The sequence below is a fragment of the Pantoea sp. Aalb genome (assembly GCF_009829985.1).
GTDB lineage: Bacteria > Pseudomonadota > Gammaproteobacteria > Enterobacterales > Enterobacteriaceae > SZZU01.
Genome location: NZ_SZZU01000002.1, coordinates 126,643 through 149,815 on the forward strand (window position 1 = coordinate 126,643; position 23,173 = coordinate 149,815).

At 25.5% G+C, this 23,173-nt stretch carries 20 protein-coding genes and 1 tRNA gene; 6 read left to right on the forward strand and 15 right to left on the reverse strand.

The features are described from left to right. Positions 1-268: 268 nt before the first annotated feature. From ribB to FD728_RS03025, 3 genes are all read left to right on the forward strand, one after another. Positions 269-928: a 3,4-dihydroxy-2-butanone-4-phosphate synthase gene (gene ribB, locus FD728_RS03015; RefSeq protein WP_159934694.1), complete on the forward strand. Its 660-nt coding sequence runs from the start codon at positions 269-271 to the stop codon at positions 926-928. 275 nt (positions 929-1,203) lie between these two features. Further along, positions 1,204-1,842 (forward strand): ADP-ribose diphosphatase, encoded by a 639-nt coding sequence (nudF, locus tag FD728_RS03020; RefSeq protein WP_159934696.1) that lies wholly within the window; start codon positions 1,204-1,206, stop codon positions 1,840-1,842. A gap of 639 nt (positions 1,843-2,481) precedes the next feature. Then, a complete protein-coding gene (locus tag FD728_RS03025) occupies positions 2,482-3,219 on the forward strand; it encodes a 1-acylglycerol-3-phosphate O-acyltransferase (RefSeq protein ID WP_159934698.1) in 738 nt (245 codons plus the stop codon). Positions 3,220-4,019: 800 nt separating this feature from the next. Here the strand turns inward: FD728_RS03025 and FD728_RS03030 are convergent. The 3 genes from FD728_RS03030 to ftnA form a co-directional block, all read right to left on the reverse strand. Beyond that, positions 4,020-4,670: a DedA family protein gene (locus tag FD728_RS03030; RefSeq protein WP_159934700.1), complete on the reverse strand. Its 651-nt coding sequence runs from the start codon at positions 4,668-4,670 to the stop codon at positions 4,020-4,022. Positions 4,671-4,756: 86 nt separating this feature from the next. Next, entirely contained in the window at positions 4,757-5,947 is a 1,191-nt protein-coding gene (gene metC, locus FD728_RS03035; protein ID WP_159934702.1) for a cystathionine beta-lyase, read from the reverse strand. 589 nt (positions 5,948-6,536) lie between these two features. Continuing rightward, complete coding sequence (gene ftnA, locus FD728_RS03040; RefSeq protein ID WP_159934704.1) at positions 6,537-7,058, reverse strand: non-heme ferritin; 522 nt, start codon at positions 7,056-7,058, stop codon at positions 6,537-6,539. Between the two features lie 654 nt (positions 7,059-7,712). On the opposite strand from ftnA, the gene prfC reads away from it, so the two are divergent. After that, entirely contained in the window at positions 7,713-9,308 is a 1,596-nt protein-coding gene (prfC, locus tag FD728_RS03045) for a peptide chain release factor 3 (protein ID WP_159934706.1), read from the forward strand. A 441-nt stretch (positions 9,309-9,749) separates the two neighbouring features. Beyond that, a tRNA-Phe gene (locus FD728_RS03050) sits at positions 9,750-9,822 on the forward strand. Between the two features lie 117 nt (positions 9,823-9,939). Here the strand turns inward: FD728_RS03050 and FD728_RS03055 are convergent. The 3 genes from FD728_RS03055 to FD728_RS03065 all read right to left on the reverse strand — a co-directional run bounded on the left by FD728_RS03055 (position 9,940) and on the right by FD728_RS03065 (position 12,266). Beyond that, complete coding sequence (locus tag FD728_RS03055; protein WP_159934708.1) at positions 9,940-10,425, reverse strand: ferritin-like domain-containing protein; 486 nt, start codon at positions 10,423-10,425, stop codon at positions 9,940-9,942. Positions 10,426-10,476: 51 nt separating this feature from the next. Continuing rightward, positions 10,477-10,662 (reverse strand): general stress protein, encoded by a 186-nt coding sequence (locus tag FD728_RS03060; RefSeq protein WP_159934710.1) that lies wholly within the window; start codon positions 10,660-10,662, stop codon positions 10,477-10,479. Positions 10,663-12,017: 1,355 nt separating this feature from the next. Further along, positions 12,018-12,266 (reverse strand): oxidative damage protection protein, encoded by a 249-nt coding sequence (locus tag FD728_RS03065; RefSeq protein ID WP_159934712.1) that lies wholly within the window; start codon positions 12,264-12,266, stop codon positions 12,018-12,020. Positions 12,267-12,640: 374 nt separating this feature from the next. Between FD728_RS03065 and trmB the strand changes: the two genes are divergently transcribed. Further along, positions 12,641-13,360 carry a tRNA (guanosine(46)-N7)-methyltransferase TrmB gene (gene trmB / locus FD728_RS03070; protein WP_159934840.1) on the forward strand — a complete coding sequence of 240 codons (720 nt, stop codon included), beginning with the start codon at positions 12,641-12,643 and terminating at the stop codon, positions 13,358-13,360. A gap of 138 nt (positions 13,361-13,498) precedes the next feature. On the opposite strand, the gene hemW is transcribed toward trmB, so the two are convergent. The 9 genes from hemW to metK all read right to left on the reverse strand — a co-directional run bounded on the left by hemW (position 13,499) and on the right by metK (position 22,956). Beyond that, on the reverse strand, positions 13,499-14,632 hold the full coding sequence (hemW, locus tag FD728_RS03075) for a radical SAM family heme chaperone HemW (protein WP_159934714.1): 1,134 nt from the start codon (positions 14,630-14,632) through the stop codon (positions 13,499-13,501). Next, the gene (rdgB, locus tag FD728_RS03080; RefSeq protein WP_159934842.1) at positions 14,625-15,218 is read right to left on the reverse strand and encodes an RdgB/HAM1 family non-canonical purine NTP pyrophosphatase; all 594 of its coding nucleotides are present in this window, start codon (positions 15,216-15,218) and stop codon (positions 14,625-14,627) included. Before rdgB ends, hemW begins: the two co-directional genes overlap by 8 nt. A 161-nt stretch (positions 15,219-15,379) precedes the next feature. Further along, a complete protein-coding gene (locus FD728_RS03085; RefSeq protein WP_159934716.1) occupies positions 15,380-16,066 on the reverse strand; it encodes a YggS family pyridoxal phosphate-dependent enzyme in 687 nt (228 codons plus the stop codon). 297 nt (positions 16,067-16,363) lie between these two features. Then, positions 16,364-16,783, reverse strand: coding sequence for a Holliday junction resolvase RuvX (gene ruvX / locus FD728_RS03090; protein WP_159934718.1), 420 nt, complete (start codon positions 16,781-16,783; stop codon positions 16,364-16,366). Next, complete coding sequence (locus tag FD728_RS03095) at positions 16,783-17,346, reverse strand: YqgE/AlgH family protein (protein ID WP_159934720.1); 564 nt, start codon at positions 17,344-17,346, stop codon at positions 16,783-16,785. The genes ruvX and FD728_RS03095 overlap by 1 nt, the downstream gene beginning before the upstream one ends. Positions 17,347-17,443: 97 nt before the next feature. Then, a complete protein-coding gene (gene gshB, locus FD728_RS03100; protein WP_159934722.1) occupies positions 17,444-18,388 on the reverse strand; it encodes a glutathione synthase in 945 nt (314 codons plus the stop codon). 97 nt (positions 18,389-18,485) lie between these two features. After that, a complete protein-coding gene (rsmE, locus tag FD728_RS03105; protein ID WP_159934724.1) occupies positions 18,486-19,217 on the reverse strand; it encodes a 16S rRNA (uracil(1498)-N(3))-methyltransferase in 732 nt (243 codons plus the stop codon). 712 nt (positions 19,218-19,929) lie between these two features. Next, entirely contained in the window at positions 19,930-21,327 is a 1,398-nt protein-coding gene (locus FD728_RS03110; RefSeq protein WP_159934726.1) for a sugar porter family MFS transporter, read from the reverse strand. A gap of 456 nt (positions 21,328-21,783) precedes the next feature. Next, the gene (gene metK / locus FD728_RS03115; protein WP_159934728.1) at positions 21,784-22,956 is read right to left on the reverse strand and encodes a methionine adenosyltransferase; all 1,173 of its coding nucleotides are present in this window, start codon (positions 22,954-22,956) and stop codon (positions 21,784-21,786) included. Positions 22,957-23,173: the final 217 nt, after the last annotated feature.

The window sequence follows — 23,173 nt, forward strand, 5'->3', positions numbered from 1 at the left end:
ATTTGATATCATATTAATTTTTAATTTTAAACTTAAATAATATTTATTAGTTAATTCAATTAACTTAAAATAAAAATGAAATATCTTTTATATAAATAAAATTTCATGAAATTCTATAGTAAAGCTTATCATACTGATAAAATAAGACAATGCATTATTTATATATAAAAACTCAACTAAGTATAATTTATAAATATTTGTTTTGTCTATTTAAAAAAATTATTTTAGTCCTAGTTATCTATATATATACTTATAAGGTTTTTATTATATGAAAAATCAAAAATTTCTTATTAAATTTGGTATGCTAAAACAACGTGTAGAACATGTTATTGATGCATTACGAAATGGTCGTGGCGTAATTGTTATAGATGATGCAAATCGTGAAAATGAAGGTGATATGATTTTTGCTGCTGAAACTATCACGATTGAACAGATGGCGTTAATGATTCGTTATGGTAGTGGTATTGTTTGTCTTTGCATTACTGAAGAACGCCGTCGACAATTAAATCTACCTATGATGGTAAAAAATAATACTAGTACTTATGGAACAGGTTTTACTGTTACTATAGAAGCAGCATCTGGTGTTACAACTGGTGTATCAGCTCGCGATCGTATTACTACGATTCATACAGCGATTGCAGATAAAGCTAAGCCAAGTGATTTAAATTGCCCTGGTCACGTTTTTCCATTACGTTCCTGTAAAGGTGGAGTACTAGAACGTAATGGACATACTGAAGCAGCTATTGACTTAATGACTTTAGCAGATTTCAAACCAACAGCTGTTTTATGTGAATTAACAAATGATGACGGTAGTATGACTCGTATGCCTGAAGCTATATTATTTTCAAAACAACATCATATGCCTTTAATTACAATTGAAGATCTAGTCACATATCGTCGATTACAAGAAAATAATTATATTACATAAAAATAAAATATTTAAAAAATTATTAATATAAGCATATATCTATGTAATAGAATATATACTTTTAAAATTAAATATTTTTTATATTATTTATGATATTAGAAATTTTTTATTATTCTTGCTTATTTTTTAACTAAATTAATAATGTACTAATTTAATAAAAATATCATTAAATTTACTGAAAGTAATTAAGTATTAATTTAAAATTTAAAGTACTTAACATATTAAATATTGTTTTTTTATTTTATCTAAATCTAATTTTAAGGAATTAACATTTATTGAATATTAAAAAATCTCCTATCTTTTTCAATAAAAATGATATAAAAATTATTACTCGTAAAAAAAAATATGAAGGTTTTTTTTCTATAGTTAGTTATTTCTTTATCCATCGTCGCTTTAATGGTAAAATGAGTAAAGAAATAATACGTGAAGTTTTTGAACGTGGACATGCTGCTGTTTTGCTTCCATATGATCCATTGTTGGATAAAGTAATTTTGATTGAACAAGTTAGAATAGCATCTTTTGATTCTAGCTCAACGCCATGGCTACTTGAAGTAATTGCTGGTACTATTGAGCATGGAGAAACACCGGAAGAAGTAGTCCGTCGTGAAGCAGTTGAAGAAGCAAATTTAAAGATTAAGCGTATTAAACCAATAATGAGTTATTTGGCAAGTCCTGGTGGTACATCTGAACGATTATATGTTCTATTAGGAGAAATAGATAGTAATTTATCAAAAAGTAGTCAGTATGGTGTAGAAAAAGAAAATGAAGATATTTTTGTCCATGTAGTAAGCCGTAAACAAGCTTATCAATGGATTCAAGAAGGTATCATTGATAATGCAGCAACTATTTTGTCTCTACAATGGTTAGAATTACACTATAGAACGCTATTAAAGGAATGGAATATTCTAAAATAAATATATGTATTGAATATAATCACCTTATTATTAGTATTGTATTCATTATTAAAATATTATTATTCTTAATATATATTAATAAAATAAGAAATATTTTACTAAAAACTAAATTTTAGTATTAATAATACTATTAAAATAGTAATAAAAAAATCTGATTATCATGCAGATAACATTGAAATTTTAATTAAATTTAAAAGTACGTAAATGTCAAAGGATACATATTAATTCTAAATATCCTAATTATAATCTTTATTAGACATAATAATATGTAGTGATAAAATATTAGCTGGTTACATCAAATATTTTAAATTAATTTTACATATTGAATATTGTTCATAACTTCATCTATGATAACCGTGGTATATCAATGATTATTCAGCTGGCAAAAAGAATCTCTGTAATTGAATTAATTTTTAATATGATTTAGAATCAGTTGCTGAATTAACTGAAAATAAAGATAAATTATTATAATTATTAAACTACGTATACAATATAGACAATATTGTAGCTTATTATACGTTTTAATATAGAATATTGATTATGTAAGACTACCATTAGCATAACCTTAATTAATATTTTTCAAAAAATGAAATATTAACACATTAATAAGATTTTAATCATCATATTATTGAGGAGTTTATGTTATTAATTTTACGATTTATTATTGCATTAATTTATTTAACAATAATTTGTATATTTGGTAGTATTTGGTGTTTATGTTTTCCACGTAATCCACAGCATGTCGCAACTTTTAGTCATATGTTTGGCCGTTTATCAATTGTCTTCGGTATTAGGGTAAAATTGCGTAAACCAGTTAATGTTACTAATTATGGTAATGCAATTTATATTGCTAATCATCAAAATAATTATGATATAATCATAGCAGCTAATATTGTACAACCTACTACCGTTACAGTAGGTAAAAAAAGTTTATTATGGATTCCTTTATTCGGTCAATTATATTGGTTAACTGGTAACATAGTAATAGATCGGAATAATCGAATAAATGCATATAATACTATTAATGAGATAATAAATAAATTTCATAAAAAACGTATTTCTTTTTGGATATTTCCTGAAGGAACACGTAGTCGGGGTAAGGGCTTATTACCGTTTAAAACAGGAGCTTTTCATGTAGCGATAGCTGCTAAAGTTCCTATTATTCCAATCGTCATTTCTAATACCCATAATAAAATTAAATTAAATCGCTGGAATAATGGAATAGTAATTATTGAAATGATGCCACCAGTATATCCTTCTAATTTTAAATCTATAACAGTAAAAAAATTAACTAATTATTGTCATACATTAATGGCTTTAAAAATACAAGAATTAAATAATGAAGTTACTAAACTAAAAAAAACAAGCATTAGATAAATTATTTATTTTAAACAAATTTAGGTAAGTTATTATGAGGAATAAGTTCATTTATTATGAAATTGCATTATTAATATAGTTTAAATTTTATATTTTATTTGTTTAATAAATGTTAATTGATAAACATTATTATTAGTTTATTATTTTTTCTTTTTTTAAATTAATTGTAGGCCTTTATCTTGATCATAAAAAATTATCTATTAATTATTTATAGTAAATTACTAGTATTTAATGTAAGAAGACATTTTTAATAATATTTATTTGTGTACACTATACATATTCATAATTAGTTATGATTAAAGGAATGATCTATAGAAACTATTTTAAGTAATTTTTAGGCATAAGTATCTGTTAATATATTTAATAGACAATGTACTAAGGATAATCTATATTTATATAAATAAATATAGATTATAGATCTCAGCGCTAACGATTCATTAACTAATAATACTACCTGTATATTACTATTTTAATGCAATTATATTGCACACAACATATTTTATAAAAACTTATTTCTATATTTCAGTTAAGAGAATATCAGTTAGCTCTGAATATTAAGTATAAAATTATATTTTATCGAATTATTAGTTAATTAAATAAAACCATATATTAATATAAACTTCAAATTATTAAATTAATTACTTTTAATAACAATGATTTATTTTATAATGAATGATAGGACATAAGTTTTACAGTGTATTAGTTAAATTTTTATATTGAATCCTTCAATAACACTGTCACGTTTTGATTGATATATTAATGGAGAAAATAAAGTATAGTAAGCTTATAAAAAATTTTTTTTAATTACGTTTTTTCCAAATCATAATAATACTACCAGAAAGCCCAATAAGTAATAAAACAATTGGTAACATCATAAAAATAAATATAACTTGATTTTCATACTGTTTTATAAACGGTACTTGAGTAATAATAAATCCTATACTAAGTATTATACTAACCCATAATACTCCACTAATCCAATTAAATAATTGAAATAATCCATTTTGTAATCCAGAGATACCAGCTATAATAGGTAATATAGTACGAACAAATGCTAAAAAACGTCCTATCAATAAAGCAAGGAGACCATGGCGATTAAACATGTATGATGCTCTTTGAGAATACTTTATAGGTATATGCATTAACCAATTTTTTATAATTTTAGTATTGCCAAGCCAACGTCCTTGTAAATAACTTAGCCAATATCCTAAACTAGATGCAATAGTTAAAATAAACATAGTTAATGTAAAATTCATTACACCTTTAGCTATCATTGCACCTGCTAATAAAAGAAGACTATCTCCAGGTAGAAAAGCAGCTGGTAGTAAAGCATTTTCTAAAAAAATAATAATGAACATTATGCTGTATATTATCCATACTATATTTGGATTAGCTAATGTTATAAAATCTTGATTCCAAAGTGCTTGAATAATAGTGTATAAAATAGTCATATGCTATCCTATTATTTAAATGGATTTTGCTATTCCTCTTTTTTTAAAAAGAAATATTATTAATAACTTACATATTATTTTATCTATTAATTTTGTAAACGTATAAAACCTAACTTAAGATCATTTAATAAATCATTTATGTTTTCTAAACCAATATGTAAGCGTATTAATGTTCCATTAAAGTCTACATCTCCAGATGGTCGAATTGTGGCAAGTTCTTCTGGTTGCTGAGCTATAATAAGGGATTCATATCCACCCCAAGAATAGGCCATGCTAAAATAATGAAAATGATCTAAATAATTTGCTAATTGTTTAGCATTTAATTTTTTATGTAAAACAAATGAGAATAAACCATTACTTCCTATAAAATCACGTTTCCAAAATTGATGACCCTTGCTATTTTTTAATGCAGGATGATTGACTCTTTCTACTTCTGGTTGATTTTCAAGCCATTTTGCTATTTGTAATGCGCTTTCTTCATGATGTTTAAGCCGTACACTAAGCGTACGTAAACCACGACTTGCCATGTAAGCAGTATTAGCATCAACCATTTGTCCCATTAAATATGAATTTTCATATAGCTGTGTCCAACAGCGTTTATTTGCAACAGCAGTACCAATCATAACATCGCTATGACCAACTAAGTATTTTGTACCTGATTGAATGGATATATCAATACCGTGAGAAAGTGCTTTAAAGAGTATGCCTGCTCCCCAAGTATTATCTAATATAATTATAATGTTAGGTGCCTTAGCACGTACAGCATTTACAATAGATGGAATATCTTGAACTTCGATTGTCATCGAAGCGGGTGATTCTAGAAATACTATACGAGTATTACTTTGTATCAATAATTCGATTTCATTGCCAATACAATGATTGAAAAATGTTGTAGTTATATTTAATTTTTTTAATATTTTTGTACAAAAAGCTTGTGTAGGTTCATATGCTGCTCCACTCATTAGTACATGATCATTTGTACTTACAAAAGCAAGCATTACATTAGTTACTGCTGCTGTACCACATGGATATAACATGCATCCAAAACCACCTTCTAGTTCAGTCATAGCCTGCTGTAAAGAAAAATGCGTAAGAGTACCATGACGACCATAGAATAGACTTCCATTAGTACGACCAATAGTAGCACGTTTTTTGTCGTCTATTGTATTAAAGATAATGGATGAAGCATGTTGAATTACAGGATTAACTGCTCCGTGAGTATAACGTTTACTACGTCCTGCGTTAACCATAATAGTATTATATTTTTTTATACCCATTATTCATTCCTTGCATATTATGTAATTAAAATATTTATTTTTTTATTAAATCTTTATTTAACTTGATATCTATTAAGGTTTAATTCATTAAATATAAAATAAAAAATGTAGTAAATACATCGATTAAAATATATACAAGGATTAAATTGAGTATTTCATGATTAATATAATTGCTTATCAATTTATAAAATAGATATCAATAAATTTATTATAAGAATACTTTATCTTTTAAAAAATAAATAATTGATTCTATAGTAGATTGAATAAATAGAATAAATGGATATGAAAAATACGTAAGAATAATCCTAATAACTGCTAATAATAAACTTTAATTTTTTACTATTAAAAATTTTTTAAAAAAAAAGACATCTAAATATTAATAATATGTAAATATTTTTTTAACATAAATTAATTATATTTAGATATTTATCTAAATATTTATTTTTTTTAAAAAGATTTTTCTTTTTAAATTAAGATAATGATATCTTTTTTTATATTATAATTTTTTCAAAAAAAAATAAAAAAATATTTATTTTTATTAAAATCTTATACATTAACTTTTTCAACTTAAATTAAGTTTAAATTGTGTTTAAGATAAATTTTTATTTTTATTGAATTTTTGTGTAGTTAGACGTTCTAAATATTTATCAATTAGGAATAATCCTTCACCTTTATAACCAACTAGAGTAAGTTTATCTAATATAGTTTTAAATAATTTTTCTTCTTCATGTTGTTCTGCTACATACCACTGAAGGAAATGAAATGTTGAATAATCTTTGTTCATCATTGCAACATGAGCTAGATCATTAATCTTAGTTGTAATTAATTCTTCATGTTCTAAAGCTTCTTTAAGGACATCACCTAGTGAATTCCAACATACTGAAGGTGCATTAATATTTCCTAATTGCGGCATTGCACCAGTATCACTTAAATAATTGAATAATCTTTGCATATGTTCCATTTCTTCACGTGAATGCATTTTTAAAAAATATGCAGTTCCTTCAAAGCTTTTATCGCTACACCATGCACTCATTTGTAAATAAAGATTAGCAGAAAAAAACTCTAAATTTAATTGATTATTTAGATATGATATCATTTCAACAGTTAACATTGATTAATCCTTTAAAACTAATTTTATTTACCATAATAATATTAATTATGAAAAAATTTAATAAGATATTTATATTATGTATATAATACATCTTATTTTATCAAACATAATATAGATATATATTATTTTATAATATAACACAATGCCATTATCATTATATTTTTTATTAGGAGAAAATAATTATAGTAATTGATTTCATCTTCATATTATGAATACTGCTATAGTTAGTTAATATTTGATTTTTATCACTTAACTATTAAGTATTAATTACTACTAAATATTTAATTATTTCTTTTATATAAGAATAAAAAAAATTATTAATATAAAGATAGACAAATTATAATTCATTTTAGTAAAATGAGTTATATATGATATTTGATCATTATATCTCTATAATTAAAATTATTTGTATAATAATTAATGGTTATTTACTTTATATTAAACTTATTTTTTTTATCAAAACTAATTTACTTAATTTAAAAATGCTATTTGATCAATAGTAATAAATTATAATAATAGGTATTATTTATTGTAATACATATAATCAAATTTTTTGATATAAAAATTTTGAATTTAGATATAAATATTATATTTAAATACTACTATTAGTAGTAGGTTTAAAAAGTATTAGCAAGAAAGAAGAAGAATTTATTTATGTCTCATTCTAATTTTTTACAAGAAATAATGCGACGACGTACCTTTGCAATCATTTCACATCCAGATGCTGGTAAAACTACTATTACTGAAAAAATGTTGTCACTTAGACAACAAAATATTTATATATATGATAAAGGTAAAAAACATGATACTAAATCACAGATTAAATCTGATTGGATGCAAATAGAAAAACAACGAGGTATTTCTATTACTACTTCTGTGATTCAATTTCTATATCGTGGAATAATTATTAATTTATTAGATACTCCTGGACATAATGATTTTTCTGAAGATACTTATCGTACGTTAACAGCAGTTGATTGTTGTTTATTAGTAATAGATGCTACAAAAGGAATAGAAAGTCGTACACGTCAATTAATAAAAGTTACTCGTTTGCGTAATACACCTATTATTACTTTTATGAATAAGCTTGATCGTGAAATTTATGATCCAATAAAATTACTAGATTTAGTAGAAAATGAGCTAAAAATTACATGTGTTCCTATTACTTGGCCAATTAGTTATGGCAAAGAATTTAAAGGTGTATATCATCTTTACAATGATGAGACTTATTTATATACTTCTAAACATTATAAAGAAATTTTGGAGGATATGTATGTTGTTAAAGGATTATATAATCCAAAACTTGATAAAGTTATAGGGATTGATTTAGCCAAGGAACTACGCAATACAATTGCTATCATGAAGGGAGTATTACCTGATTTTGATAAAAACATGTTCCTTAATGGTAAAATTACTCCAGTATTTTTTGGTAGTGCTATGTGTAATTTTGGAGTTAATCATGTGCTAGATAGCTTTATCCCGTGGGCACCAATACCGCTTCCTCGTAATACCAAAACTCGTACTGTAGAATCTAAAGAAAATAAATTCACTGGTTTTATTTTTAAAATTCAAGCCAATATGGATTTAAAACATCGTGATAGAATTGCTTTTATGCGTGTAGTTTCAGGTATATATAATAAAGGCATGAAGTTATATCAAGTACGTACTGGTAAAAATATCATTGTATCTGATGCATTAATTTTTATGGCAAGTAATCGTTTCCAGATAACAAAAGCTTATCCAGGAGATATTATAGGACTACATAATCATGGAACTATTCAAATTGGCGATACTTTTACTCAAGGTGAAAATTTACAATTTATTAACATTCCAAATTTTGCTCCAGAATTATTTCGTCGTGTTCTTCTATGTAATCCGTTCAATCAAAAAAAATTAGTAAAAGGATTAATTCAATTATCAGAAGAGGGAGCTATACAAGTATTTCGTCCATTAAATACTAATGCAATAATTATAGGAGCTATTGGTATTTTGCAATTCGAGGTAGTAATAGTAAGGTTGAAAACTGAATATAACATTGATATAATTTATGAATCAGTTAGTATCTCAGCTATACGTTGGATAGAGTGCAATGATGTTAAGAAGTTTATTGAATTTAAGAATAAAAATGAAAGTAACCTAGCACTTGATGCTAATTGTAATCTTGCTTATATAGCACCAACTATGGTAAATCTTAGTCTTATTCAAGAACGTTATCCTGATGTAATTTTCCGAAATATTTCTGATCATTAACACTAATTTTATATAAATAAAAGTTTTATAATTATATAAATAAATTTAGATTATAGATAAATAATGAAAATATCCAAAATTAGAAAATAATTTAACTTTCAAAGTTAATATTTTGATTTAGTTAAATTAAATATAAATTATATTAAAAAGAAAAAATATATTTAATTTTAATATTAAATATATAATTAAAAATTATATATTTAATAAAATAAAAGTGAAAATAGGTTTCACAATATTGTTATTATTTAGATAGTAATAATATTACTATAATTTAATTGCAAAGATTCTAAATCTATCATATATTATTAATTAATTTCATTAATTGGAATGTTTAAAAATGATTTTGTCTTTTTTTTAAAGAAATTTTAAAAAAGAAGTTATGTAATAAGAGGTTATAATTAATATTTATACTAAATTTATACTAAAAGTTTAAATAGTTTTGCCCGGATAGCTCAGTAGGTAGAGCAGGGGACTGAAAATCCCCGTGTCCGTGGTTCGATTCCGCGTCCGGGCATTATATAATTTTTATTTATCTTAATTTAAGGGCTACATGACAAATATTAATTTATCATGTAGCCCTCATTAAAGTATTTTTATTTGTTTTACGATAAAATTTTAAAATAATATTATTCTATATATCAGATCTAATAAGATATTGTTCTGTAATATTTGGTAAATTTGTAATTGTCCAGTCAGCCATAGCAATTTCTTGTTCTCGAATACGTTTAAATATTTGTACGCTTTTTGTGTCATTAATATGAAGAGCTGCAGTTATTAGAGATGTATAACTTGCAATTTCAAAGTGTTCAAAAACATTGTTACTAATGGCATTTTTTATTATTTCATCTCTAGCCATCATTCCACCTATAGATTGACCAAATGCACAAAGTTTTCCGGCAACATCTTTAAATAATGAGCGGGAGCTACAATAATGATCGATGATGTTTTGTACTAATATCTGATGTTCATGAGTTTCTTTAATATGTTCTTCAATCCGTTCTTTAAAAGAAGAATAGGATTCAAGACGAGATGCCATTTTTTCTAGCATGCTTTCAGCTTGTTTTTCCATGGCATGTGCATCTTTAACCCAGTCGAGAAAATTTTCTTCGCTATTCATAAATATATCCTTAGAAAAATTTCTATAGCTGATAGTATTTTTATACTGTAATCAATTAGCTACATTATAATCTGAAGTACGTCGGTTTTTTTTCCCTCCTTTACGTCCAGCTTTGACAGCACGTTCTGGATTATTTTTAAAATTTCCGCTACTTACAGTTCCTCCTTTTTTACCAGCTTCACGAGCTCTTTCATGATCCATAGCAAAATTACCTCTACCACCTTTCAGTTTATTCATTTTTAGTCCTATTTAATCTTAGCTTAATTAAAAATATAAAATATTTATTATATATATTAAGGTTAGTATTAAATTTTCAGCTAACAAGTAAATTTTACTATTAGTAAAATTATTTAAAGTAACTAATCATTATTTAAATGAATTTAAAATTCATGATAAGATATAGATATAGATATAGATTCATTAAATAATTTTACTTTTAAAATCTATCAAATGTTATTTGTTACACTTTTTTTAATCAATTTTAATAGTACTTATAAAATATTTAATAATTTATTCACTTAAATATTTTAATATAAATGATCTTATAATTTTTTTTTAAAAAATCGAAAGATAATATAAATATTTATTATCGAAATTGGTGCAAAAACAACTAATTTTATTCAGTTATGTCTGGTCACTAGACTTAGATTGTGAGATAGTCAGATGTTTTTTTTACCAATTATGGTTACAAAGAATTATGGTTACCGAGTAATTGTATTTGATTACCGGGAATTCGGACGTTTCGAACAATCATAGTAAGGTTATGATCACAAGACCTTTGCTAAAGAGATATTTATATATTTATAGAACATTTATAGCTCAATAGTATTATCCTTGTAGTATTTTCAACAATAGGAGACGGTGATGTTTTTAATTACATATGTTTTATGAGATAAAAAAATAAAAAGATTAGTATTATTAGTATTACTTGGATTTTAAATTAAAATAAATATTATCTAAATAGAATAGAAAAATCTGTATTTGATAATATAAAACAATCTTAAAATGAAGATATATCTTCATTTATTAAAAATTTTCTTCTTTCATTTTATGGAATTAATAATATTGGATATAAAGTATCTGATGAATTTTTGATTCAAAATTTGAATATCGTAGTTATTGCTGCTTTAAAAGGGATGATAGACTGTGTAAAATTTTTTTGAAACTAATTTTTATGTAGATTTATTTAACTTACCTAGATTGACATTAATTATTCATACTGATAAAGATCAAATATTACCATTGAAATCTACTAGTAAAATAGTACATAGTGTAGAAAATAATCATATATAAAAATGCGCCACTTGATTTTGTTATAACTAATTAAGATAATGTAAATATAGATTTATTAAGTTTTTTAAAAGTAAATGCTATTTATAAAATAAATTAAAGATAACTATATATAATATATAAACTATTATATTTTTCTTGTGGCCTTGTAAAGGAAGGCTATTTTATTCTGTTTAATTATTCTAAAAATATTTTTAACTATTATTAATGGTATATTAATTTAAAACTAAAGTAATAACCTATAATAATATTATTATGATATTTTGAGTTTTAATTATTAATCATCAATAAGGTTTACATTATTACACAGATATATTTTTTTCTTTGAATAAGAAAACCAACATTTCGCTTTCTATAATTTTACGATCCTTATGATGAATTAAATTTAGTTTTTGTTCATTAATTATCATTGTTTGTTTAACTAGCCACTCCTGCCATGCTTCTTTTGAAATTTCATTATATATACGCTTTCCTAATTCTCCTTGATATAAACAAAAATCTTGACCTTCTGCATGACGTTGTAAATAAGTACAAAAAATAATACGTCCCATAAATATTTTATCCTTTAGCTAAATTAAGATTATTATTTAGATTTTTTAAATGACATGTAATCGATAAAAATGTTAATTTATCAATATACATAACATTTTTTAGTTTATTAATATTGCATATATAATTTAGTTATATATGCAATATTAAATACGTTTATAAATATATGTATATACATTTAATTAGTTTAGTGTCTAATAACATTATAAGTGCTAATTATTGGATATTAATGAATATTTATTATGACTGATAAAAGATTTAACTTATAAAAGGAAACTTTAAATAAATGTATTTGAACATGTAGTTATTAACCTATATATTAATTAATAGATAAAATTTAAAAAATAACTGAAGTAAATATCAACGTATTAGCAAAATAAATAATTTAATTACATTAAAATTGAATAAAAATAATCAAAAATTACATCATATTCGTAGTTTTATGTGTCGCCAAGGGCGTTTAACAAAAAAACAGCAGTTTGCTATTTATTATCATTGGCCAGAAATAGGTATTGGATTTAAAAAAGAACTAATAAATTTAGTTACATTGTTTAAATACGATGCTCCGTTAATTATGGAAATAGGTTTTGGCATGGGTAATTCATTAGTAGCAATGGCTAAAAATAACCCTCATATAAATTTTTTGGGAATAGAAGTTTATATACCAGGTATAGGCGCTTGTCTAGCTTCAGCTAAAGAAGCGGGAGTTAAAAATTTACGCATGATTTGTTATGATGCAATTGAAGTTCTTCAAGAAATGATTCCAGATAACACATTATTTATAGTACAACTTTTTTTCCCAGATCCATGGCATAAAATTCGTCACAATAAACGTCGTATATTACAATTATCATTTGCTCAATTAGTACTAAAAAAACTCCAGATAGGAGGTGTTTTTCATATTATAACTGATTCTAGAACTTATGCTAATCATATCTTAAAAATTATTAATAGCATAGACTGTTATATAAATGAGTTAAAAATTGATGGTCCTTATCCATTAATTTTAAAAACTCGTCCTTTAACTAAATTTGAAAAACGTGCATCTCTATTAGGAAATAATATTTGGGAGCTATTTTTTACAAGAGTTACATAGTAATTTTTTTATTAAAGTAATATATATTACTACATATTAGTAAGTAATGTATAGTATTTAGTGAACTTACTATATAAAACATTGTATAATAAGGAATATTTGTAATACGATAATGTCATGTGAATAATAGCGTATAAGTTATAAAAATAATTCAAGTAATGAATTTAAAAATAATTTTCCTTTTTTAGTTACTTTCCAATAATTCTTCACTTTTAATAAATAACCAGAAGCAATTGCATTTTTAATTTGAGATTCAATGACTGTTTCATGTAATCCAGTATATTTGTAGAAATCTGAACACGGAATATTTTCAAATAATCTAAAACGATTCATTAAAAACTCAATTTTTTTATCATCGTTATTTAGTTGATATTGTGTATCAATATATTTACCATTCATAAAACTATATAAATATTTATTTTTTACTATACGGATTATACATCCATTTGGTTTTGTTAGTTTTCCATGTGCACTACATCCAATTCCAAGATAATCTCCGAAGCGCCAATAGTTAAGGTTATGTTTACAATAATATCCAGGTTTAGCATAAGCTGAAATTTCATACCTATGATATCCTGCAGCAGTTAATAACTGATTACCTTTTTTATATATATTCCATAACGTAGTATCATCAGGAAGTGATGGTTGGTATGAATTAAATAACGTATTTGCCTCAATTGTTAGTTGATACCAAGACAAATGAGGTGGATTTAAAACAATAGCTTGACATAAATCATGTATAGCTTCTTCTAAAGATTGATTTGGTAAGCCATACATTAAATCAATATTAAAACTCTTAAAATTCATCTTTGATACTAAATTAATTATTTCTTTAGCTTTTTTAGAACTATGTGTTCGTCCAAGAGATTTTAGCTTTTTTGAATTAAAACTTTGTACTCCAATTGAAATACGATTAATACCAGTTTTTTGATACTTTATAAATCTATTCGAATCTATTATTTCTGGATTTATCTCTATAGTAATTTCTGAATTTTCATTCAATAGTAATCTAGTGCGTATACCATCCATAAGCATCTGTATTGCATTATTACTTAATAAGCTTGGGGTACCACCCCCAATATAAATACTAATTACTTCACGATTATTTGAAATATGTTGTAAATCTTGTTCTAAATCATGCAATAAATGATTAATATATTTAATATTTGGTAGTCGACCCTTCAACGGTTGTGAATGAAAGTCACAGTATGGACACTTTTGTATACACCAAGGTATATGAATATATAAACTTAATGGGGGTAATTTAAGCATTAGATAACATATTTATCAATTGATTTAATGCTTTACCTCGATGAGAAATAAAGTATCTTTCTTTATCGCTTAATTCGGCTGCTGTCTTGCCTAAAGATGGTATATAAAAAATAGAATCATAGCCAAATCCACCTATCCCTATAGCTTTGTAGGTAATTTCACCTATCCAACTACCATAAGATATTAATGGTATTGGATCTTTAGAATGTTTCATATAAACTAATACACAATGAAATTGTGCTTGACGTTTACCGTGTGGTACACTCTTCATTTCGTTTAATAATTTTTCTCTGTTCCGCTGTTCACTTGTAAATTCACCGGCATAACGTGCGGAATATATTCCTGGAGCATGATCTAAAGCATTTACTGTTAACCCTGAATCATCAGCAATTGTTGGTAAACCTGTGATTTGTGCTATATAGCGTGATTTTATAATTGCATTTTCTATAAAAGTGAAACCACTTTCTTTTACTGAATCAATACCTAACTCTCTTTGTGTTACTATTTCAAAATGAAAATTTAATAAAATATCAGTTAATTGACTAATTTTATCTCGGTTATTAGTAGCGATAACAACTTTATGCATCATTATTTTATATACTTTTTTAATTTTTATAACTAAATTATTAATTTTGAATTAATTTATTTAATAATATCAATTATATTAAATGTTTAATAGTTGAATCATTATTATTTATATAAATATTGTATTTATATTAATGTATTATTAAATTGAATACATAATTTTTATACCCTTACACCAAATATATTAGTGCCAATTCGTACTAAATTACTTCCTGCAGCTATTGCTGCATCTAAATCATTACTCATTCCTAAAGAAAGTGTATCTATTTTTGGATATTTTTTCTGTAAACTATAGAAAGCTAATGCCATTTTTTTATAAACTTCTAATTGACTATAGTAATCTACATAAGCAGTAGGAACAGCCATGAGTCCACGTAGAGATAATCGAGGTAAAGATGACACTTGTTGCGCTAACTCTTTTAGATCCTCTAGTAGAATTCCAAATTTATTTTTTTCTTTACTAATATTTATCTGGATTAATACATTTAATGGAGGCAAAAAATCTGGTCGTTGCTTATTTAAGCGCTTAGCAATTTTTATTCCATCAATAGTATGGCACCAGGATATATTTTCTGCAATTAAACGACTCTTATTAGCTTGTAAATGACCAATAAAATGCCATTGTAATTTAGGATAATTCTTTAATTTAATTATTTTTTCAATACATTCTTGAACATAATTTTCTCCAAATTCTTGTTGACCAGCATTAATAGCTTCTATGATTTCACTTATGGATTTATTTTTACTTACTGCTACTAGTTTGATTGTTTCTGATGCACGTCCGTAATATTTAGTTAAAAACTTAATACGTTCGCGTACTTGATATAAATTATTTTTAATATAAGTCATAATTAAATTATATTATTTATTTGTAAGGTTTGTCTATATACATATAACCTAAGAAGTTTTAAAAACTAAAAATCAATAAAATTGATACATATAAAGTAAATATCTTAACACTAAATAATATATTTACTTTATATGATTAGAGCTCATATGTAAGATCTTAATAGAATTTAAATTCTATTTAATACTTTTTTATTAGTATTTATATCATACAAAAATATTTGTGAATGATTCATATCTATAGATTAAGATCTACTTAATTAAGTATTAATTTAAGGTAATACTTAACATACTGTAAATTTAATATTTTTTAAACCAATCTTGTAATATAATAACTGCTGCTTGAGAATCAATATAAATATTACTTTGTAGTGCACGATAACCTCCATGTTCAAAAATATTAGCTTTTGCTTCTATACTAGTTAAACGCTCATCTTGTAACTCAACATGTATATGAAAATAATTTTGTAATTGTTTCGCAAATTTACGAGCTTTTATAGATATAGATTGCTCTGTTCCATCCATATTAAGTGGTAATCCTACTACTAGGAAATTTGGTTTCCATTCATTTAATAACTTTTTTATATTTCTCCAAATTAATATTTTATTCTTTTCTGTAATTAAAGCTAATGGACGTGCTGTACCTGTTATAGATTGACCAATCGCAACTCCAATACGCTTAGTGCCAAAATCAAAACCAAGAACTGTTTCAGTTCTCATTAAGCATGTCCTGCATCGCTAATTACGTTATGTATATCTACTCCCATATTACGCGCAGCTTCTCGCCAACGGTCAGCTATTGGAGTATGAAATAAAGTATTAATATCTGCAGGAGTTGTCAACCAAACATTTTTTAATAGTTCATGTTCTAACTTATTTTTTTCCCAAGCGCAATACCCAAGTGCAACAAGAACTTGTTCTGGTTGTTCTTCTGTACCTATAACTTCTAAAACATCACGAGATGTAGTAATTACTGTAGTATCTGAAATACGAATACTAGAGGAATAGAATCGTTCTGCAGAATGCATAATAAACCCTCTATCTTCTGCTAACGGTCCACCGGTAAATACTGGTTTATCTAACCTAATAGTCGGATTACGTTTTGAAGGATTTAACTCTAGCTTTTTAAGAATTCCTTCAACTGTTAAATTATCCATCGGTTTATTCACAATCAATCCCATAGCACCTTTTTCGTTATGTTCACAAATATAAATTACTGAACGTTTAAACAAAGGATCCTGTAGTGAAGGCATTGCAATTAAAAAATTATGCTGTAAATTCATTCTTACTTATATGTCCAAAGTAATTGGCATATTTAATTATAATGACATGCCAATTTTAAAAGATTTACAGAGCTTATGCTCTGATATTATCTTAAATTTAATTTAACTGTGTTTCAATAAAATCCATTAACATTCCAGTAATTGAAATAGAAAAAGATGATTCAATTTCACATACGCATGTTGGACTGGTTACGTTAATTTCAGTTAGTTTATCACCTATAATATCTATACCTACAAAAATCAATCCTTTTGCTCTTAAAGTAGGACCAATACGATGAGCAATTTCCCAATCAGAATTGCTGAGTGGACATACTTTACCAAACCCACCAACAGCAAGATTAGCTCGTGTTTCTCCATCTTGCGGAACACGAGCTAAGCAATAAGGTATTGCTTTACCATTAACCATTAGAATACGTTTATCACCTTTTTTAACAGCTGGTAGATAATTTTGTATCATACAAAACGATTGACCATAATTAGTAAGAGTTTCAATAATTACTCTAATATTTGGATCATTTTTTGTTACACGAAAGATTGACATACCTCCCATTTTATCTAGAGGTTTAAAGATGACATCGCCATGTTCGTAACAAAAATCTCGTAATTTTTCTTTATTACGAGTAACAAGTGTATCTGGAATTAAATCGGTAAACCAAGAGGCATAAAGTTTTTCGTTACAATCACGTAGACTCTGAGGTTTATTAATGATTAGGGTACCTTGTTCCTCTGCACGTTCTAATAAATAAGTTGTATAGATAAATTCAGTATTAAACGGTGGATCTTTACGCATCAAGATAACATCGAGATCACCGAGGTTAATTTCTTGTTCACTAATAAAATTATGCCATTTTTTATAATTTTGTTCAATACTTAATAAGCGAGTATGTGCATAAGTTATACCGTTACGTAAAAAAAGATCGTTAATTTCTATGTAATGAATTTCGTAACCACGGTGTTGTGCTTCTAGTAACATAGCAAAACTGGTATCTTTTTTGATATTAATACAAAAAATTGAATCCATTACTATACCAAGTTTAATCATTATTTTCTCTCAAAATATTTTTTTCACTTATCTTTTGTATATTATTTAATAATCTATAGGTGATGTATATATAATAATTTATAATTATTTGTATATTTTACCCTAAATCACCAAATATCACTTGTAAGGCTGTAATAGCAGTTATAGTAGCAGTTTCCATCCGTAACACACGAGGTCCTAATAGAACATTAATAAATCCCTTTTGTACAGCCATAACTCTTTCAGCTGAAGATAATCCACCTTCTGGTCCAATTAATACACGAATATTATTTATTGACTTAGGTAATTTACTTATACTTTTTATAGCTTTTATATGTAAGTGTATTTTAAAACTATCATCAGATTCTGAACACCAATTTTCTAATACCATAGGTTCACGAATTTGAGGTATATAATTACGACCACATTGTTCACATGCAGAAATTGCAATTTTTTGCCATCTTTTAATTTTCGATAGTAATTTCATTCGATCAAGTTTTATAATACAACGTTTAGAAAATAAAGGTGTAATTACATTCACTCCAAGTTCACTAGCTTTCTGAATAATAAAATCCATTTTTTCACTGCGTGATATTACTTGTCCTAAGTGTATGTATAGTGGAGATTCTAAATTAGAATAATATTCTCTTAGTATCTTTACTTTAATATATTTTTTATTAATTTTAATAATTTTAGCACTATAATTTAAATTACTTCCGTTAAATAATTCAACTTCTTGATTAAGTGTCATCCGAAGGACGTTATATAAATGATGTAAATTATCTTTATTAAGGATAATTTCATTATTAATTTCAAGTAAATGAGGATGATAAATACGAGGTATACGCATAAAACTCCTATTAGCGTTATACTGTATCATTTGATACAAACTAATAAAAAATATTTTTATACTATGTTGTAAAATTACTTTTACGATGTTCAAGTTCCTACTTTAAAAAATAATATTAATAATTAAAGTTTTAATCATTTATTTGTTCTATATATATATTTATATGCTATAGCAGGTTTATTAAAATTTTTGTTTAATGTTTTTTCTAATAATGGAATAATTCTAATTATGAACTTTTCGCTCATAACCAAATTATTTTATTTTTATATTTGGATTAAGTTATAAATAATTTTTAATGAAATTTAAATTTAATTATATTACTATTAATGACTTTTTAAGATTGCTGATATTATAAAGTTTTTTTTATAAGGTAATAAAAAAACAACGTTCATAAAAATTAAATTATTTATAATATTAACTACATGTTATATTATAAATAAAAATGATTAATAATAAATAATATTAATTACATTAAAAGAATGATTTTATCATATAAAAAAATAAACATAAAAATAATAGATATTTATAGATTAAAAAAATGAATATTAGAAAAAGTTATTAACTAGATTATATATTATTGTAGTAATATAGTTTAATGAACAAAATTATTTTTTAAATAAAAATCTATATTAAATATAATATAAATATACTTAATTATAAATATCTACTTATTTAATGTTGATGTATAAGTATTTAGATTTTATGTATTGTTTTACTCTTGGCCAATATCTCGAAGTTTTTTACCAGCCATCAAATTACGTTCAATATGCTCTAATGAAACATTTTTAGTTTCTGGAATTACGGTAATAGTTATTAATATAAAAAATATATTTAATGTGGCATATATCCAAAAAGTAATAGCATTTCCTAAGGTATTTAACATGGTTAAGAATGTAGCACCTACAATCATGTTTGCAATCCAATTAGTAGTTGTAGATACTGTTATGCCAAAATCTCTACCTTTTAATGGTTGAATTTCTGAACATAGTACCCAAATTAGTGGACCTGCAGATATAGCAAATCCAATAATAAATATTAATAGCATAATGATAGCGAAATATTTGGTATATGATGAATAAATGCCAATATATAATAAAGTGCCTAATATACCCATACCTATAGCCATTATAAGAAAACCTAGAACTAATGTTGGTTTACGGCCCCATTGATCTACTAATTTAATGGCTATAAAAGTAGCTAATACATTAACTAAACCAACAATTACTGTACCCCACATCTGTTGAGTTGTATTAGTAAAATTTGCAATTTCAAAAATTTTTGGTGCATAATACATAATTACATTCATACCTGTAAACTGTTGCACCATTTGTAAGATTATACCTAAAAATACTGCACGTCGAAAATTACTATTACTTTTGAATAAATACCATCCAGATTGAGTTATCTTCAGGCTTTCACGTATTTCATCTAACTCTCGTTTAGATTGTTCATTAGTATCTCGTAAGCGATCTAATATACGCTTAGCATCATGAAAATTACCTTTTGCTGCTAACCAACGAGGACTATTTGGTAAGAAATTAACACCAATTAGTAGCATAATAGCTGGCATGGTCATAATTCCTAACATCCATCGCCATGCACCGATATTACTAAATATAGTATCTGATAAGTAAGCTGTTAAAATACCTATAGTAATCATTAACTGATAAAGAGAAATCATACTACCACGATTTTTCTCTGGAGCAATTTCAGAAAGATATAAAGGAGCAGTATAAGAAGCAATACCTACTGCTAAACCAAGAATCAATCGTGCGATGATTAACATTTCTGAATTTGGTGTTATAGAAGACCATATAGACCCCATTACAAATAGAATAGCACCTATCATTAGACTCTTTTTTCTACCCAGATGAGATGAGATCCATCCGCTACTCACTGCACCTATAGCAGCGCCAAACATCATAGAACCAACAATCAATTCTTGCTGATGTATTGTAATGTTGAAGTCTTTAGCGATGAAAGGCAAAGCACCAGCTATAACTCCTATATCTAAACCAAATAACAAACCAGCTAAAGCAGCTAAAAAACAAATAAATAAAGTCATGTTTTTTTTTGAATTTAAAAAAGTTTTATTAGTATCATCAGGCATATTACCTCCGAAGTTTATCCATTTGTAACAATATATAAGGAACATACTTACGGGTAAAGTTTAATTGATTGGAGAACTTGATATTCTATAATAAGTATTTTTTATATTAAATTTGCATTAATTAAAAAAAATAAATGTATATTATTACTGTTAATTTAATTAATATTTAAAATATTTATTATTTAGAAATATATTTAGGTTTTAAACGTATTTTTTATTTAATTAGAATGTTAATAGGTGCTCTTTAAATTTAGAGATATTTTAAGATTTTATGAAAAATAAATTCAATATTTTTTTTTATATATCTAATATAGAAATATGCCATACAATTTCAAAAGTTAAAATAAAATTATATATTTATATCCTGATAATCAGAAATTATAGTGATAAAAATTTTTATATATATATTGATAATATTTTAAGTTATCATTTTTTATAATAATATTGAATGAATTATTAAAATGTTTCATTATCCAACTTAAAACCGGATGCTTCACGTAATTGCATAGCTTTATCAGTTTTCTCCCATGGAAATTTTTCTCTTCCAAAATGGCCATATACAGCTGTTTCTTTGTATATAGGTTTCAGTAAATTCATCATTTGAATTATTCCATACGGTCTTAGATCAAAAAACTTACGTATAAGAAAGATAAGTAACTTTTTAGTTACTTTTTCCATACCAAAAGTTTCTATCATTACAGATGTAGGCTCCGCTACACCGATAGCATAAGATACTTGAATTTCACATTTATCTGCTAACCCTGCTGCAACAATATTTTTTGCAACATAACGAGCAGCGTAAGAAGCTGAACGATCAACTTTTGATGGATCTTTACCAGAAAAAGCTCCTCCACCATGTCTAGCCATACCACCATAAGTATCGACAATAATTTTACGTCCAGTGAGACCACAGTCGCTCATAGGACCACCGATTACAAAACGTCCTGTTGGATTTATATAGTATTTAGTATTTACAGTAATCCATTCTGATGGTAAAATAGGCTTAATAATTTCTTCCATAACAGCTTCACGTAGATCATTTTGAGTAATATCTTCTACGTGTTGTGTTGAAAGAATTACTGTATCAATACCTACTATTTTATCTTTATCGTACTGAAATGTGATTTGACTTTTTGCATCAGGACGTAACCATGGAAGTAATCCATTTTTTCGAACTTCAGCTTGACGTTGTACTAGACGATGTGCATAAGTAACAGGTGCGGGCATAAAAACATCAGTTTCATTAGTTGCATATCCAAACATAATACCTTGATCACCAGCTCCTTGCTCTAGAAGATTAATACTTTTAATTCCTTGATTAATATCAGGAGATTGTTTACCTATTGCACTTAATACAGCACAGGAGTTAGCATCAAATCCCATATTAGAATCGACATAGCCTATTTCACGTACAGTGCTACGAGTAATTTCTTCAATGTCAACCCAAGCACTAGTAGTAATTTCACCGCCAACTAATACCATTCCTGTTTTAACAAAAGTTTCACATGCTACACGTGCTTTAATATCCTGCTCAAGAATTGCATCTAGTATTGCATCAGAAATTTGATCTGCAATTTTATCTGGATGTCCTTCTGATACAGATTCAGAAGTAAATAGGTATTTAGTCATTTTATCTTTTTTCACCTTTTAATATTCTTAATTTAAATACTTTTAATTTAATAAACAACTGTATTTAATATTATTTTAAAATTAATACTACAAGAAATATATATATAACAGAAGTGTATTAAATCAATATAGATATTTATTTAAATTATTTATATTAAGAATATTTATTCTGAAATTTTACATAAGTTTTCAACTTAAATATTAAAGATTTTTATTA

What these genes read in the sequence shown, in the direction of transcription:
- ruvX (WP_159934718.1), bottom strand. Translation starts at nt 16,783, where the DNA reads ATGAGAACTGAAACAGTTCTTGGTTTTGATTTTGGCACTAAGCGTATT.
- ftnA (WP_159934704.1), bottom strand. Translation starts at nt 7,058, where the DNA reads ATGTTAACTGTTGAAATGATATCATATCTAAATAATCAATTAAATTTA.
- rdgB (WP_159934842.1), bottom strand. Translation starts at nt 15,218, where the DNA reads ATGCATAAAGTTGTTATCGCTACTAATAACCGAGATAAAATTAGTCAA.
- FD728_RS03085 (WP_159934716.1), bottom strand. Translation starts at nt 16,066, where the DNA reads ATGACTTATATTAAAAATAATTTATATCAAGTACGCGAACGTATTAAG.
- FD728_RS03065 (WP_159934712.1), bottom strand. Translation starts at nt 12,266, where the DNA reads ATGGGACGTATTATTTTTTGTACTTATTTACAACGTCATGCAGAAGGT.
- FD728_RS03095 (WP_159934720.1), bottom strand. Translation starts at nt 17,346, where the DNA reads ATGAATTTACAGCATAATTTTTTAATTGCAATGCCTTCACTACAGGAT.
- hemW (WP_159934714.1), bottom strand. Translation starts at nt 14,632, where the DNA reads ATGCTTAAATTACCCCCATTAAGTTTATATATTCATATACCTTGGTGT.
- rsmE (WP_159934724.1), bottom strand. Translation starts at nt 19,217, where the DNA reads ATGCGTATACCTCGTATTTATCATCCTCATTTACTTGAAATTAATAAT.
- metC (WP_159934702.1), bottom strand. Translation starts at nt 5,947, where the DNA reads ATGGGTATAAAAAAATATAATACTATTATGGTTAACGCAGGACGTAGT.
- FD728_RS03055 (WP_159934708.1), bottom strand. Translation starts at nt 10,425, where the DNA reads ATGAATAGCGAAGAAAATTTTCTCGACTGGGTTAAAGATGCACATGCC.
- FD728_RS03025 (WP_159934698.1), top strand. Translation starts at nt 2,482, where the DNA reads ATGTTATTAATTTTACGATTTATTATTGCATTAATTTATTTAACAATA.
- metK (WP_159934728.1), bottom strand. Translation starts at nt 22,956, where the DNA reads ATGACTAAATACCTATTTACTTCTGAATCTGTATCAGAAGGACATCCA.
- gshB (WP_159934722.1), bottom strand. Translation starts at nt 18,388, where the DNA reads ATGATTAAACTTGGTATAGTAATGGATTCAATTTTTTGTATTAATATC.
- ribB (WP_159934694.1), top strand. Translation starts at nt 269, where the DNA reads ATGAAAAATCAAAAATTTCTTATTAAATTTGGTATGCTAAAACAACGT.
- FD728_RS03030 (WP_159934700.1), bottom strand. Translation starts at nt 4,670, where the DNA reads ATGACTATTTTATACACTATTATTCAAGCACTTTGGAATCAAGATTTT.
- prfC (WP_159934706.1), top strand. Translation starts at nt 7,713, where the DNA reads ATGTCTCATTCTAATTTTTTACAAGAAATAATGCGACGACGTACCTTT.
- FD728_RS03060 (WP_159934710.1), bottom strand. Translation starts at nt 10,662, where the DNA reads ATGAATAAACTGAAAGGTGGTAGAGGTAATTTTGCTATGGATCATGAA.
- FD728_RS03110 (WP_159934726.1), bottom strand. Translation starts at nt 21,327, where the DNA reads ATGCCTGATGATACTAATAAAACTTTTTTAAATTCAAAAAAAAACATG.